Annotated in this window: 14 protein-coding genes; all 14 read left to right on the top strand. The window is 71.6% G+C overall.

Annotated features, from left to right (window positions below):
- Positions 1-22 precede the first annotated feature (22 nt).
- The 14 genes from QUG92_RS02775 (at position 23) to dapF (ending at position 14,932) form a co-directional block, all read left to right on the top strand.
- Positions 23-862 carry a thymidylate synthase gene (locus tag QUG92_RS02775; RefSeq protein ID WP_289457593.1) on the top strand — a complete coding sequence of 280 codons (840 nt, stop codon included), beginning with the start codon at positions 23-25 and terminating at the stop codon, positions 860-862.
- Entirely contained in the window at positions 862-1,386 is a 525-nt protein-coding gene (locus QUG92_RS02770) for a dihydrofolate reductase (protein ID WP_182047078.1), read from the top strand. Before QUG92_RS02775 ends, QUG92_RS02770 begins: the two co-directional genes overlap by 1 nt.
- Before the next feature lie 160 nt (positions 1,387-1,546).
- Positions 1,547-2,524, top strand: a complete 978-nt coding sequence (gene dapA / locus QUG92_RS02765) for a 4-hydroxy-tetrahydrodipicolinate synthase (RefSeq protein WP_289457592.1) — start codon at positions 1,547-1,549, stop codon at positions 2,522-2,524.
- Between the two features lie 47 nt (positions 2,525-2,571).
- Entirely contained in the window at positions 2,572-4,248 is a 1,677-nt protein-coding gene (locus tag QUG92_RS02760) for a ribonuclease J (protein ID WP_182047076.1), read from the top strand.
- Between the two features lie 130 nt (positions 4,249-4,378).
- Positions 4,379-7,381 carry an FtsK/SpoIIIE family DNA translocase gene (locus QUG92_RS02755; RefSeq protein WP_289457591.1) on the top strand — a complete coding sequence of 1,001 codons (3,003 nt, stop codon included), beginning with the start codon at positions 4,379-4,381 and terminating at the stop codon, positions 7,379-7,381.
- Between the two features lie 4 nt (positions 7,382-7,385).
- Entirely contained in the window at positions 7,386-8,021 is a 636-nt protein-coding gene (gene pgsA / locus QUG92_RS02750; RefSeq protein ID WP_182047074.1) for a CDP-diacylglycerol--glycerol-3-phosphate 3-phosphatidyltransferase, read from the top strand.
- Positions 8,018-8,542, top strand: a complete 525-nt coding sequence (locus QUG92_RS02745) for a CinA family protein (RefSeq protein ID WP_289457590.1) — start codon at positions 8,018-8,020, stop codon at positions 8,540-8,542. Before pgsA ends, QUG92_RS02745 begins: the two co-directional genes overlap by 4 nt.
- Positions 8,543-8,697: 155 nt before the next feature.
- Positions 8,698-9,006, top strand: a complete 309-nt coding sequence (locus tag QUG92_RS02740; protein ID WP_058742950.1) for a helix-turn-helix domain-containing protein — start codon at positions 8,698-8,700, stop codon at positions 9,004-9,006.
- A 66-nt stretch (positions 9,007-9,072) separates the two neighbouring features.
- Positions 9,073-9,297 (top strand): DUF3046 domain-containing protein, encoded by a 225-nt coding sequence (locus QUG92_RS02735; RefSeq protein WP_069713542.1) that lies wholly within the window; start codon positions 9,073-9,075, stop codon positions 9,295-9,297.
- Between the two features lie 270 nt (positions 9,298-9,567).
- Positions 9,568-10,647 carry a recombinase RecA gene (gene recA, locus QUG92_RS02730; RefSeq protein ID WP_289457589.1) on the top strand — a complete coding sequence of 360 codons (1,080 nt, stop codon included), beginning with the start codon at positions 9,568-9,570 and terminating at the stop codon, positions 10,645-10,647.
- Positions 10,644-11,567 carry a regulatory protein RecX gene (locus tag QUG92_RS02725; RefSeq protein ID WP_289457588.1) on the top strand — a complete coding sequence of 308 codons (924 nt, stop codon included), beginning with the start codon at positions 10,644-10,646 and terminating at the stop codon, positions 11,565-11,567. Before recA ends, QUG92_RS02725 begins: the two co-directional genes overlap by 4 nt.
- 38 nt (positions 11,568-11,605) lie before the next feature.
- Positions 11,606-13,099: a tRNA (N6-isopentenyl adenosine(37)-C2)-methylthiotransferase MiaB gene (miaB, locus tag QUG92_RS02720; RefSeq protein ID WP_289457587.1), complete on the top strand. Its 1,494-nt coding sequence runs from the start codon at positions 11,606-11,608 to the stop codon at positions 13,097-13,099.
- A complete protein-coding gene (miaA, locus tag QUG92_RS02715) occupies positions 13,086-14,045 on the top strand; it encodes a tRNA (adenosine(37)-N6)-dimethylallyltransferase MiaA (protein WP_289457586.1) in 960 nt (319 codons plus the stop codon). The genes miaB and miaA overlap by 14 nt, the downstream gene beginning before the upstream one ends.
- On the top strand, positions 14,042-14,932 hold the full coding sequence (gene dapF, locus QUG92_RS02710; RefSeq protein WP_069713537.1) for a diaminopimelate epimerase: 891 nt from the start codon (positions 14,042-14,044) through the stop codon (positions 14,930-14,932). The genes miaA and dapF overlap by 4 nt, the downstream gene beginning before the upstream one ends.
- Positions 14,933-15,012: the final 80 nt, after the last annotated feature.

Here is a 15,012-nt window from a genome sequence, read left to right as displayed (position 1 = left end):
TCACGCCACGTAGAGTCTTCGTGTGACCGAGACCGTGCAGCCCGACCCCACCGTCCCGACCCCTGCAGTGCCCACTCCGTACGAGGACCTGCTGCGCCGGGTGCTCGAGGAGGGGACCCCCAAGGGCGACCGCACCGGCACCGGGACCCGCAGCATCTTCGGGGCGCAGCTCCGTTACGACCTGTCGCAGGGCTTCCCGCTCGTGACCACCAAGCGCGTGCACTTCAAGTCGGTCGCGTACGAGCTGCTCTGGTTCCTCCGCGGCGACGGCAACGCCCGCTGGCTGCAGGAGCACGGCGTCCGGATCTGGAACGAGTGGGCGGACGAGGACGGCGACCTCGGCCCGGTCTACGGCGTGCAGTGGCGCTCGTGGCCGACGCCCTCGGGCGAGCACGTCGACCAGATCGCGCAGGTGATCGAGCAGATCCGGACGAACCCGGACTCGCGACGGCTCATCGTGTCGGCGTGGAACGTCGCCGACGTGCCCGACATGGCCCTCGCCCCGTGCCACGCGTTCTTCCAGTTCTACGTCGTCGACGGCAAGCTCTCGTGCCAGCTCTACCAGCGGAGCGCGGACATGTTCCTCGGCGTGCCGTTCAACATCGCCTCCTACGCGCTGCTCACGCACATGATCGCGGCCCAGACCGGGCTCGAGGTCGGCGACTTCGTGTGGACCGGCGGCGACTGCCACGTCTACGACAACCACGTCGAGCAGGTCCGCGAGCAGCTGTCCCGTACGGCGTACCCGTACCCGACGCTCGAGATCGCACCGCGTGACTCGATCGACGACTACGAGTACGAGGACTTCTCCGTCGTCGGCTACGAGCACCACCCGGCGATCAGGGCCGCGGTCGCCGTCTGATGACCGGGACAGGCGCTTCCGGCTGGACCGAGCCCGTCCGCGGCGTCGGCATGGTGTGGGCGCGCACCGCCTCCGGGGTGATCGGTGCCGACGGTGGGATCCCGTGGCACGTGCCCGAGGACCTCGCGCACTTCCGGCAGGTGACCGGTGACGGTGTCGTCGTGATGGGTCGCCGAACGTGGGACTCGCTGCCGCCGCGCTTCCGTCCGCTGCCCGGACGCCGGAACGTCGTGCTCACGCGTGACGCGTCGTGGTCCGCCGAGGGCGCGGAGGTCGTGCACGACCTGGCGTCAGCGCTCGACACCGACGAGCCGGTGTGGGTGATCGGCGGGGGAGCGGTCTACACCGACGCCCTGCCCTTCGCCGATCGGGTCTCCGAGACGATCGTCGACCTCGACGTACCGGGCGACACCCGCGCGCCCGGGCTCGACGACGCGTGGGAGCTCGTCGACGAGGGCCCGTGGCAGGAGTCCCGCGTCGACGGCACCCGCTACCGCTTCCTGGAGTGGCGCCGCCGCGCGTAGCGCGCCGCGCCGCTCGCGGTGGACCGCCACCGGTGCCGGGCGGGACCGGCCGTGGCGGGGGCGAGCCGCGCCTCCCGACCGCGCCTCCCGACCGTCCGGGAGCCGCGCACCGTCCGACCGGACGGCAGCCGCGGCGCGCATCCCCGGTACGCTGGTGCGCGTGTCCCAGCGTGAGAATCCCTTCGGTCAGGTCCTCGTCGCCCTCGTGACGCCGTTCACGGCCGACGGCGAGGTCGACTGGCCCGGCGTCGAGCAGCACATCGACGACTGCATCACGGCCGGTGCCGACGGCATCGTCGTGACCGGGACCACGGGCGAGACGAGCACGCTGACCGACCCGGAGAAGCTCCGACTGGTCGAGGTCGGCAAGTCCGTGGCCGCCGGTCGGGCGAAGATCATCACCGGCGGCGGCTCGAACGAGACCGCGCACGCGATCCACCTCTACAAGCAGAGCGAGCGGGCCGGCGCGGACGGCGTCATGATCGTCACGCCGTACTACAACAAGCCCACCCAGGCGGGCGTGCTCACGCACTTCCGGATGATCGCGGACGCCACCGACCTGCCGGTCATCCTGTACGACATCCCGGGGCGCACGGGCATCCCGATCACCTACGAAACCCTCGTGCGGGCGTCGAAGCACCCGAACATCTTCGCGGTGAAGGACGCCAAGGGCGACTTCGCCGAGGTCTCCCGGGTGCTGAACAACACCGACCTCATGTACTTCTCCGGCGACGACACGAACGTGCTCCCGCACCTGTCGATCGGCGCGACCGGGCTCATCGGCGTGACGGCGAACATCACGTCGACCCCGTACCGCACGATCGTCGACGCCGTGAACCGCGGAGACCTGGCGACCGCCACCGCCGAGCACAAGCGCGTCGAGCCGCTCGTCCGCGCGATCATGACCCACGTGCCGGGCACCGTCGCCGCGAAGTACGTGCTGCACGGGCTCGGGCGCATCGGCAGCCCGCGGGTCCGCCTGCCGCTCGTCGGCCCCGAGGACACCGAGGCCTACGCCATCGAGACCTCCCTCGAAGCGGTCCGGGACATCCCGGGCGCCGACTTCTCGAACTTCCGCCCGGACCGCAACGCGGCGGCCGGCGGCGCACTGCCGAAGGTGCCAGGCACCACACGTTAGGAAGACCGCGGCTCGCCCGGAGCGCGTCGCACGACAGTCAGGACCGAATGCCCACCCAGATCTCCACACCGCAGCCGCTCGAACCCGGCACCCTCCGCGTGATCCCCGTCGGGGGTCTCGGCGAGATCGGTCGCAACATGACCGTGTACGAGTTCGACGGCAAGCTGCTCGTCGTCGACGCCGGCGTGCTCTTCCCCGAGGAGCACCAGCCGGGCGTCGACCTCATCCTCCCCGACTTCGGGCCGATCCGGGACCGCCTCGACGACGTCCTCGGCGTCGTGCTCACCCACGGGCACGAGGACCACATCGGCGCCGTGCCGTACCTGCTCAAGCTCAAGGGCGACATCCCCCTGATCGGCTCCACCCTGACGCTCGCACTCGTCGAGGCGAAGCTCAAGGAGCACCGGATCAAGCCCTACACGCTCGTCGTGCAGGAGGACCAGACGGAGCAGCTCGGCCCGTTCCACCTCGAGTTCGTCGCCGTGAACCACTCCATCCCGGACGCCCTCGCCGTCGCGATCACGACCCCCGCCGGTCGGGTCCTGCACACGGGCGACTTCAAGATGGACCAGCTCCCGCTGGATGACCGCATCACCGACCTCCGTGCCTTCGCGCGGCTCGGTGAGCAGGGCGTCGACCTGTTCCTGCCGGACTCGACCAACGCCGACGTGCCGGGCTTCACCGCCCCGGAGCGCGACATCGGTCCGGTCCTCGAGAACATCATCACGCGCGCCCGCAAGAAGGTCGTCGTCGCGAGCTTCTCGTCGCACGTGCACCGCGTGCAGCAGGTCCTCGACGCCGCGGCCGCGGCGAACCGCAAGGTCGCCTTCATGGGCCGGTCGATGATCCGCAACATGACGATCGCCGCCGAGCTCGGCTACCTGCGGGTGCCCGAGAACGTGCTCATCGACACGAAGAAGGCGAAGAACGTCCCCGACGACCAGATCGTCTACATGTCGACCGGGTCGCAGGGCGAGCCGATGGCCGTCCTCGCGCGCATGGCGAACCTCGAGCACCAGATCGAGATCGGCGAGGGCGACACCGTCATCCTGGCGTCGAGCCTGATCCCGGGCAACGAGAACGCCGTCTACCGCGTGATCGACGGGCTGACGAAGCTCGGCGCGAAGGTCGTGCACAAGGGCAACGCCAAGGTCCACGTCTCCGGACACGCCTCGGCCGGCGAGCTGCTCTACTGCTACAACATCCTGCGACCGAAGAACGTGCTGCCCGTGCACGGCGAGCACCGCCACCTGTACGCCAACGCGGACCTCGCGATCCAGACGGGCGTGCCGCCGCGGAACGTCATCCTCGGGCAGGACGGCATCGTCGTCGACCTGAAGGACGGCGAGGTCACCGTGGCGGGTCAGCTCGACATCGCGTACGTGTACGTGGACGGTTCGACCGTCGGCGAGATCACCGACGCCGACCTCAAGGACCGTCGCGTCCTGGCGGAGGAGGGGTTCATCTCCGTCTTCTGCGCCGTCGACTTCACCACCGGCCAGTGCGTCGTCGGACCGGAGATCCAGTCGCGTGGCTTCGCCGAGGACGACTCGGTCTTCGACGACGTCCGTCCGCAGATCGCCAAGGCGATCGCGGAGGCGGCCGCGAACGGCACCCGCGACGCGCACGCCTTCAGCCAGGTGGTCCGCCGGACCGTCGGCCGCTGGGTGAACACGAAGCACCGGCGTCGGCCGATGATCGTGCCGGTGGTCATCGAGGCGTAGGCACCGCGCAGCAGCCGGCCGGGAGGCACGGCGAGCGTTCCCCGCGGACGCTCGCCGTGCCTCCCGGCCGTTCCGCTCCCGGTGGCGGGGCGTCCACGGAATGTCCCGGACGGGGATTAGGGTCTGTCCCATGGCCGGAGGCACCAAGTCGACCACGCGCGCACGCGCGTCCACGTCGTCCCGCGGGAGCGGGGCGCGCGGTTCGTCGCGCACGCAGGCCACGACGAAGAAGCTGCCGCAGGCCGCACCAACCCCGGTGTTCCGCGAGCAGAACCCGCTCGTGACCACCTGGCTCGCGATGGCGCACGGCGTCGGCGCGCTGTTCCGGTTGCTCGGCAAGGAGACCCTGGCTCCCGAGGAACGGCGCGACGGCTTCCCGTTCCTGCTCTTCGTGCTCGCCATCGCCGGGGCCGTGGTGGAGTGGCTCAACCCGACGAACCCCGTGTCGATCGGCCTCGACGCGTACACGTTCGGCGGGCTGTTCGGCCGGCTGGCGTTCGCGCTGCCCGTGATCATGGTCGTCTTCGCGGGCTGGCTCTTCCGCCACCCGGCGTCCGTGCACGACAACACCCGGATCGGCATCGGGCTCGGGCTCATGCTCGTCTCGATCGCCTCGCTCTGCCACGTGTTCGGCGGGCAGCCGAGCGCCGCCGACGGCATGGTCGCCCTCGCCGCCGCGGGTGGCGTGCTCGGGTGGGTCGTCATCAGCTGGCTCGTCGCCGTCGCGACCGTGTGGGTCGCGGTGCCGGTCGCCGTGCTGCTCCTCGTGCTCTCGCTGTTCATCATCACGAAGACGCCGCCGAACAAGACCGGTCGGCGACTCCACGAGCTCTACGCGTACCTGTTCGGTGCGCCCGCGCCGGTCGACGCGGCCGAGGTCGACGCCGAGGACGCCCCGGCGCCGGCGGCCCCGCGTGCCCGGACGTCGAAGCGCCGGACGAAGGACCAGACCGACTTCCCGCTGTTCGAGGACATCGGGTTCGAGGACGAGCGGGCCGCCGCCGACGGCGACGAGGCCGAGAACACGATCCCCTGGTGGCGCCGGAACAAGTCCGGGCGCGAGGAGGACCCGGCGTACGACAGCCCCGTCCTGCCCGCGGCGGGTGCGCCGGCCGCCCCGGCTGCCGGTGCGAGCGCGGGTGCTGCCGCGGCGTCCCCGAACGCGGGCGCGGCCGCCGGGCTCGTCGACCACACCCCGGCCGAGCCCGCCTCGGTCAACCTCAACGACTCCGCCGAGCAGGACACCGTGCACGGGGCGGCGGAGGTCGAGCAGGACCTCGCCGTCGCCGAGCAGGCCCTGCGCGACTTCGGCACGCCCGTCCCCGAGCAGCCCGCCGCGGTCGCACGCCCCGAGGCCGCCGTCGTCCCGAGCAGCGCCGGGCCCGTGGTCTCGCCGACCGCGCCCGAGCCCGCGCCCGAGGGGCTGCCGTCGGCCGACGCCGCCGACGAGGACCCGGCCGCGCCGTACCGCCTGCCCGCGGCCACGACGCTCAGCGCCGGGACGCCCTCGGTGGCCCGGAGCCAGGCCAACGACGACATCGTCGCCGCGATCACCGGCGTGCTCACCGAGTTCAAGGTCGACGCGAAGGTCACCGGCTTCTCGCGAGGGCCGACGGTGACCCGGTACGAGATCGAGCTCGGCCCGGGCGTCAAGGTCGAGCGCGTCACGGCCCTGTCGAAGAACCTCTCCTACGCCGTCGCCTCGAACGAGGTCCGGATCCTGTCGCCGATCCCGGGCAAGAGCGCGATCGGCGTCGAGATCCCGAACACGGACCGCGAGATCGTCTCCCTCGGCGACGTGCTCCGGTCCGGCGCCGCCACGAAGTCGAAGCACCCGATGACCATCGGCGTCGGCAAGGACGTCGAGGGCGGCTTCGTCGTCGCGAACCTCGCGAAGATGCCGCACCTGCTCGTCGCCGGTTCGACCGGTTCCGGCAAGTCGGTCTTCATCAACTCGATGATCACCTCGCTGCTCATGCGCGCGAAGCCGTCCGAGGTCCGCATGGTCCTCGTCGACCCGAAGCGCGTCGAGCTCTCGATCTACGCGGGTGTGCCGCACCTCATCACCCCCATCATCACGAACCCGAAGAAGGCGGCCGAGGCGCTGCAGTGGGTCGTGAAGGAGATGGACATGCGGTACGACGACCTCGCGTCGTTCGGCTTCCGGCACGTCGACGACTTCAACAAGGCCGTCCGGAACGACGAGATCGTGCTGCCCGCGGGCAGCGAGCGGAAGCTCAAGCCGTACCCGTACCTGCTCGTCGTCGTCGACGAGCTCGCGGACCTCATGCTCGTCGCGCCGCGTGACGTCGAGGAGTCGATCGTCCGCATCACCCAGCTCGCGCGCGCCGCCGGCATCCACCTCGTGCTCGCCACGCAGCGCCCGTCGGTCGACGTCATCACCGGCCTCATCAAGGCCAACGTGCCGTCGCGCGTGGCCTTCGCGGTCACGAGCGTCACGGACTCCCGGGTCATCCTCGACCAGCCGGGTGCCGACAAGCTCATCGGGCAGGGCGACGGGCTCTTCCTGCCCATGGGGTCGTCGAAGGCCGTGCGCGTGCAGGGCGCCTGGGTGCAGGAGAGCGAGGTCGCCGAGGTCGTCGCGCACGTCACCCGGCAGGCCCGACCCGAGTACCGCCAGGACGTCCAGGCCGTGGTCGAGCGCAAGGAGATCGACGCCGACATCGGCGACGACCTCGAGCTCCTGCTCGCGGCGGTCGAGCAGGTCGTCTCGACGCAGTTCGGCTCCACCTCGATGCTGCAGCGCAAGCTCCGCGTCGGGTTCGCGAAGGCCGGACGCCTCATGGACCTCATGGAGTCCCGCGACATCGTCGGCCCGTCCGAGGGCTCGAAGGCCCGCGACGTGCTCGTCACGCCCGACCAGCTGCCGGGTGTGCTCGCGAAGCTCCGCGGCGAGGAGCCGCCGGCCGCGGCGTCCGCGCCGGTCGGGTCGGGAGGCCCGGCACCGGCCGACGGGTCGGGTGCGGCTGCGAGCGTGGTGGCCTCCGGCCCAGCCGGCGCCGACGACGACCGGTACGGCTCGGACCCGGTGGCGGACATGACCCGCGGGTACCCTGAGGTCGAGGACGAGGGTCCGGACGAGGACGCATGGGGCCTGACGGGCAGGGAGTGAGCGCATGACCAGCTCGGAGACCACACACGGCGCACGGTTCCCGTGGCGCGGACGGCTCCTCCGCAAGGGGGAGGGCCCGGCCTCGACGGCGAACGTCGCGAACGTCATCACGGTGGTGCGCATCCTCATGGCGCCCCTCTTCTTCGTGATGCTGCTCGCCGACGGCGGCCAGGACACGTCGCTGCGCGTGTGGGCCGCGGTCGTGTTCGTCGTCGCGATCGTCACGGACAGCGCGGACGGCATCATCGCCCGCCGCCAGAACCTGGTGACCGACTTCGGCAAGCTCGTGGACCCGATCGCCGACAAGGTGCTCATCGGGGGAGCCCTCGTCGCCCTCTCGATCCTCGGCGAGCTGCCCTGGGTCGTCACGGTCCTCATCATGGTCCGCGAGATCGGCATCACCGTCTTCCGGTTCGCAGTGCTGTCAGACCGGGTCATCCCGGCGAGCCGCGGCGGCAAGATCAAGACCGTGCTGCAGGCCGTGGCGATCACCCTCGCGCTGTTCCCGTGGTGGAACGTGGTCGGTGACCTGGCGCACTGGGTCAACGGCATCCTCATGACGGCGGCGCTGCTGGCGACCGTGCTCAGCGGTGCCGACTACCTGTGGCAGGCGTGGAAGCACAACCGCACGGGCGCATGACCGCCACGGGCTCCGGCACGGACGGCGACCTGGCAGCGGTGGCGCGGACGCTCGTCGCGCGACTGACCGCGCGGGGCGAGACCGTCGGCGTGGCCGAGTCGCTGACCGGTGGACTCGTCGTCGCGACGCTCGTCGGCGTGCCGGGGGCCAGCGCCGTCGTGCACGGCGGCGTCGTCGCCTACGCCACACCGGTGAAGACGACGCTCCTCGGGGTCTCCGCCGAGCTGCTCGCGGCGAACGGGGCGGTCGACCCGGAGGTGGCGCGCCAGATGGCCGCGGGCGTCCGCACCGCCGTGGCGGTCGACGGTCGACCGGCGACGTGGGGGATCAGCACCACGGGTGTCGCCGGGCCGGACCCGCAGGACGGCAAGCCCGTCGGCACGGTCTTCGTCGGCATCGCGTCCGCCGAGCGCGCCGAGGCCGTCGAACTGCACCTCGACGGGGACCGCGGAGCAATCCGCGAGGCCACCGTCTCCGAACTCCTGGCACGGATGTCGGCCAAGGTCGGCAGCGGGGAATAGGCCCTGTTGCCACTGGGTTACATCCCACGCAATCTCCAGCAGGACAGCAGTTGCCGTGGTTAGCATGCTGCGAACGGCAACGCTACTGTTGCTGAACCCGACCAAGGTCACCGGGACCGGGGCGGGCGCGGAGACGACAGAGAGGAGGAGTCCACATGGTTCTCGTTCGTCAGGAGATCGGCGACGTGCTGCGGGACTTCCGCTTGCAGAAGGGCCGGACCCTCCGTCAGGTCGCGTCCAAGGCCAGCGTTGCTCTCGGGTACCTCAGCGAGGTGGAGCGTGGTCAGAAGGAGGCCAGCTCCGAGATCCTCGCATCGGTGGCCGACGCACTCGACACCCCGATCTCGACCATCATGCGTGAGGTCGGAGACCGTCTCGCGGTCGTCGAGGGACTCACCCCGGTCCCCGACACGCTGCCCGACGACCTCGTCGCCGAGTTCGACAACGACCTCGCGGTGCGCTGACGCACCGCTGCACACGAACGCCCTCGCCGGTCCGCCGGCGGGGGCGTTCGTCGTTACGCTGGTCCGATGCGCGTGAGTGAGTTCTGGCGAGCCGTCGACCAGGTGTTCGGGGAGGCCTACGGCGCCGTGGTGTCGCGCGACGTCGTGCTCGAGGACCTCGGTGGTCGCTCGGCCGCGGACGCGCTCGACGCCGGCATCGACGCCCGTCGGGTGTGGGAGGCGCTGTGCGACTCGCAGGACGTCCCCCTCGACAAGCGGCACGGCAAGGGGCTCGCGGAGCCGCGCGACTGAGCTCGGCGACCCCAGGGGGCGTCCGAACGTCTGTTCGGCGTGTTGCTCGAACGCGTGTTCGATCGGTGCTAGGTTCCTGCACAACGGCGCTGTCCTGACCTCGGTCCACAGGTCGCGCGGTCACGGGCAGTGATGTCGGTGGCCCGCCCTAGGTTCGGAGTCATCGGGAACAGCCCGACGCCTTGTCGCTCGACCCCCGGCCCTGCAGCACCGGCCGGTGTGAGCGCGACAGCCTACAGGCAGCCGACACCGAGCACGAAGGAGCACCCCATGCCCTCACCGGCAGACCGCGAGAAGGCCCTCGAGACCGCTCTCGCCCAGATCGACAGGCAGTTCGGCAAGGGCACGGTCATGCGCCTCGGCTCCGACGAGCGCGCCCCCGTCGCCACCATCCCGACCGGTTCGGTCGCACTCGACGTCGCGCTCGGCATCGGCGGGCTGCCCCGCGGGCGCATCATCGAGATCTACGGCCCGGAGTCGTCGGGCAAGACGACCCTGACCTTGCACGCCATCGCCAACGCGCAGCGCGCCGGTGGCATCGCGGCCTTCATCGACGCCGAGCACGCGCTCGACCCGGAGTACGCCAAGAAGCTCGGTGTCGACATCGACGCCCTGCTCGTCTCGCAGCCGGACACCGGTGAGCAGGCGCTCGAGATCGCCGACATGCTCGTCCGTTCCGGGTCGATCGACCTGATCGTCGTCGACTCGGTGGCCGCGCTCGTGCCCCGCGCCGAGATCGAGGGCGAGATGGGTGACTCGCACGTGGGTCTGCAGGCGCGCCTCATGTCGCAGGCGCTCCGCAAGCTCGCGGGTGGGCTGAACCAGACGCAGACCACGATGATCTTCATCAACCAGCTGCGCGAGAAGATCGGTGTGTTCTTCGGCAGCCCGGAGACGACCGCCGGCGGTAAGGCGCTGAAGTTCTACGCCTCCGTCCGACTCGACATCCGACGCATCGAGACGCTGAAGAGCGGCACCGACGCGGTCGGTAACCGCACCCGCGTCAAGGTCGTCAAGAACAAGATGGCGCCGCCCTTCAAGCAGGCGGAGTTCGACATCCTCTACGGCACGGGCATCTCGCGAGAGGGCTCGCTGCTCGACTTCGGTGTCGACCACGGCATCGTGAAGAAGTCGGGCGCCTGGTACACGTACGACGGCGACCAGCTCGGCCAGGGCAAGGAGAACTCGCGCTCGTTCCTCATCCAGAACCCGGACACCGCTGCCGAGATCGAGGGCAAGATCCTCGCGAAGCTCGGTGTCGGTGTCGGTGTCGGTGGCGCGAAGGCCGACGCCGGTGACGCGCCGGTCGAGTCGATCGCTCCGAAGCTCGCGGAGCGCAAGGGCGCGTGACGGACGCACCCGACCACGGCGAGGGCCTGGCACCGGTCACCGACCTGTTCGGTGCCCGGTCCCGCCGTGGTCGCCCCGCGCCGGACACGGATCCGGACGGACCGCAGGACGTCGAGGCGACGTCGTCGCCCGACGACGATCCGGCGACCGACGACACGGCCACCGGACTCCGCCCCGTGTCCGTGCCCGAGGTCGACGACCCCGCCGACGCCCCGGAGGTCGTGCCGCTGCGCGGGCAGCACGCCCAGGCCGAGTGGCTGTCGCCCGTCGTCGGCGACGGCTCGGGACGGAGCGCGCGCGCCGAACAGCGCGGGTACGACTCCGACACGGCGGACGCCACGGGCGCCTCGGTCTTCGCCATCGGCAGCGGTGACGAGATCGACCCGGCCGACGCGCCGCGGCCGATCGACGAGCAGCGTGCCGACGCCGAGCGGGTGAGCATGCGCGCACTCGGGCGCAAGGGCGTGAGCGAGTCCGAGATGCGGAAGCTCCTCGGCGGACAGGACCTCGACGCCGACGTCGTGGAGCACGAGGTCGCCCGGCTCGTCCGCGTCGGCCTGCTCGACGACGTCGCGCTCGCGACCGACCTGGTCGACCGGCTCCACGAACGCAAGGGGCTCGGGCGGCAGGGCGTGGTCGCGGAACTCCGTCGCCGCGGCATCGACCAGGCGGCCATCGACGCCGCCCTGGACGCCGCGGAGGACGACGCCGACGACGAGTTCGTGCGGGCGATCGAGCTCGCGCAGAAGCGTGCCGGGCAGCTCCGCGGGCTCGACCGTGCGACCGCCGAACGCCGGCTCAGCGGGTTCCTCATGCGCAAGGGCTACGGGTCGGGCGTCGTGCGGGTTGCCGTGCAGCGTGCCCTCGACGGACCGTCCCGCCGGCCGCCGTCCGGTGGCGGCAGGGTCCGCTTCGAGTAGCGCCGTCGGGGGCTGCAGCCGACCTACACTGGACGATCATGGCCACCGTCGCAGCCCGCCCCCGCACCTACGAGGTCCGCACCCACGGGTGCCAGATGAACGTGCACGACTCCGAGCGTCTGAGCGGGTCGCTCCAGGCGGCGGGGTACGTGGCAGCGGACGGCGGCCAGGCGGACGTCGTCGTGATCAACACGTGCGCGGTGCGCGAGAACGCGGACAACCGCCTCTACGGCAACCTCGGGCAGCTCGCCGGCATCAAGCGCGAGCACCCCGGCATGCAGATCGCGGTCGGCGGGTGCCTGGCGCAGAAGGACAAGAACGTCATCCTCGAGAAGGCGCCCTGGGTGGACGTCGTCTTCGGCACGCACAACATGGGGTCGCTGCCGACGCTCCTCGAGCGGGCACGGCACAACGACGAGGCGCAGATCGAGATCCTCGAGGCCCTCGACGTCTTCCCGTCGACGCTGCCGACGAAGCGCGACTCGACGCACAGCGGGTGGGTGTCCATCTCGGTCGGGTGCAACAACACGTGCACGTTCTGCATCGTGCCGTCGCTCCGGGGCAAGGAGAAGGACCGCCGTCCGGGTGACGTGCTCGCCGAGATCCAGGCGCTCGTCGACGACGGTGCCGTCGAGGTGACGCTGCTCGGGCAGAACGTGAACTCGTACGGCGTCGAGTTCGGCGACCGGCAGGCCTTCGGCAAGCTGCTCCGCGCCGCCGGCCAGATCGAGGGGCTCGAGCGCGTCCGCTTCACGAGCCCGCACCCGGCCGCCTTCACCGACGACGTGATCGACGCGATGGCGGAGACGCCGAACGTCATGCCGCAGCTGCACATGCCCCTGCAGTCCGGCTCCGACCGGATCCTCAAGGCCATGCGCCGCAGCTACCGCAGCGAGCGGTTCCTCGGCATCCTCGACCGCGTGCGTGCCCGGATCCCGCACGCCGCCATCTCGACGGACATCATCGTCGGCTTCCCCGGTGAGACGGAGGAAGACTTCGCGGACACGCTCCGCGTCGTCGAGCAGTCGCGGTTCGCCTCGGCCTTCACCTTCCAGTACTCCATCCGCCCCGGCACCCCCGCGGCGACGATGCCCGACCAGCTGCCGAAGGAGGTCGTGCAGGAGCGCTACGACCGGCTCATCGCGCTGCAGGACCGGATCACCGCCGAGGAGCACGCGAAGCAGGTCGGTCGGAGCGTGGAGGTCCTCGTCGCGACCGGCGAGGGCAAGAAGGACGACACGACGCACCGGCTGTCCGGACGCGCCGAGGACTCCCGACTCGTGCACTTCGCCGTCCCGGAGGGGTCCGACGTGCCCCGTCCCGGCGACGTCGTCACCGTCGAGGTCACGCGAGCAGCCCCGCACTTCCTCATCGCCGACAACGAGGGGCCGCTGCGCATCCGCCGCACCCGCGCGGGCGACGCGTGGGACCGGGCCGAGGCCGAGAGCTGCGGCGTGCCCACCCCCGCCGCGGCGGGTGCGGGTCCGCGGCCGGTGTCGCTCGGTCTGCCGAGCCTCCGTGTCGGGCGCTGAGGCGGCAGCGGCGGCGACCCCGGACGACCTGCCGGACCTGATCGCCGTCGTCGGTGCGACCGGCACGGGCAAGTCCGAGGTCGCCCTGACGATCGCGGAGCACCTCCGGGACGCCGGTCGCCCCGCCGAGATCGTCAACGCCGATGCGATGCAGCTGTACCGCGGCATGGACATCGGCACCGCGAAGCTGTCGGAGGACGAACGCCGTGGCATCGTGCACCACCAGCTCGACGTCCTCGACGTCACGGACGAGGCGAGCGTCGCCGCGTACCAGCGCGACGCCCGGGCGGACGTCGAGCGGATCACCGCGGGCGGCGGCACGGCGGTGCTCGTCGGGGGCAGCGGTCTGTACGTCTCCGCGGTCCTCTTCGACCTCGCGTTCCCGGGGACCGACCCGGAGCTCCGCGCCGAACTCGAGCGCGAGCACGCCGAGCACGGACCGAACGCGCTCCTCGCACGGCTCCGCGCCCTCGACCCGGCCGCCGCCGCCGACGTCGACGTGCGCAACCCGCGTCGTCTCGTCCGCGCCGTCGAGATCGCGAGCCGGTCCGAGGTCGTGACCCCGCGCCTCCCGTCCGCGCCGCGTCCCTGGCGAGCCGCCCGGGTGGTGCACCTGCACCGCGAGCGGAGCGAGCTCGTCGCGTCGCTCCACGCGCGCGCGGCACGCATGTTCCGGGACGGGCTCGTCGACGAGGTGGACGCCCTGCGGGCCGACGGGCTCGAACAGGGGCGCACCGCACGGGCCGCGATCGGGTACTCGCAGGCGCTCGACGTCCTGCACGGCCGGGCGACGTCGGAGGAGGCCGTCGACGCGACCGCCGTCGCCACGCGGAAGTACGCCCGCCGGCAGGTCTCCTGGTTCAAGCGGTACGACGCCGAGGTGCTCGACGTCAGCGGGACCGACGTCGCCGGGCTGCGGGCCGCGGCCCGTAGGATCGTGCCGTGACCGAGCTGCACTTCACCAAGGGCCAGGGGACGGGCAACGACTTCGTCCTGTTCGCCGACCCCGACGCCACGGTCGACCTGACCCCGGAGCGCATCCGCGCCATCGCCGACCGGCGCTTCGGCGTCGGCGCCGACGGGGTCATCCGCGCGGTGCGCTCCGACGCGATCCCGGAGGGGCGCCCGCTCGTCGCCGTCGAGCCCGCCGCGACCTGGTTCATGGACTACCACAACGCCGACGGCTCGGTCGCCGAGATGTGCGGCAACGGCATCCGCGTCTTCGCCCGGTACCTCACCGAGTCCGGGCTCGTCGACCTCGCACCGGGGGAGACCCTCACGGTCGGCAGCCGCAAGGGGCTCGTCGACGTGCAGCGCACGACGAACGGCTTCTCGGCCGACCTCGGCCGGTGGGACCTCGGGATCGAGGGCGGCGGCGCGGACGACGTCATGGTCCGGGCGAAGGAGCTCGACGGTGCGCGCCCCGGGATCGGCATCGACGTCGGCAACCCGCACGTGGTCGTCGCCGTCGCGACGGAGGACGAGCTCGCCGAGGTCGACCTGACCTACGTGCCCGTGCTCGACCCGGCTCCGGCCGCCGGCGCGAACGTCGAGTTCGTGCTGCCCGGCGACCCGCTCGTCAAGGACGGGGTCGGCGAGATCACCATGCGCGTGCACGAGCGCGGGAGCGGCGAGACGCTGTCCTGCGGGACGGGCGCGGTCGCGGCCGCGCTGGCGACGCGGTACTGGGCGGGGTCGTCGGCGCCGGACACCTGGCGTGTGCGGGTGCCGGGCGGGGTGGTCACCGTGCGGATGTTCGCGGCGGAGGACGGCGAGCACGTGGCGCTCGCCGGGCCGGCGGAGCTGGTGTTCTCGGGCGACCTGACGGTCTGAGACCGCGCCGCCGGGGCCCGGTCTCGGTGCTGCTGCCGCGTCGGGGACCCGGTGCCCGTGCACCCCGGTGCCCGTGCACC

This window comes from Curtobacterium citri (assembly GCF_030362955.1).
Lineage (GTDB): Bacteria > Actinomycetota > Actinomycetes > Actinomycetales > Microbacteriaceae > Curtobacterium > Curtobacterium citri.
This window is presented reverse-complemented; position numbering and strand designations above follow the sequence as displayed.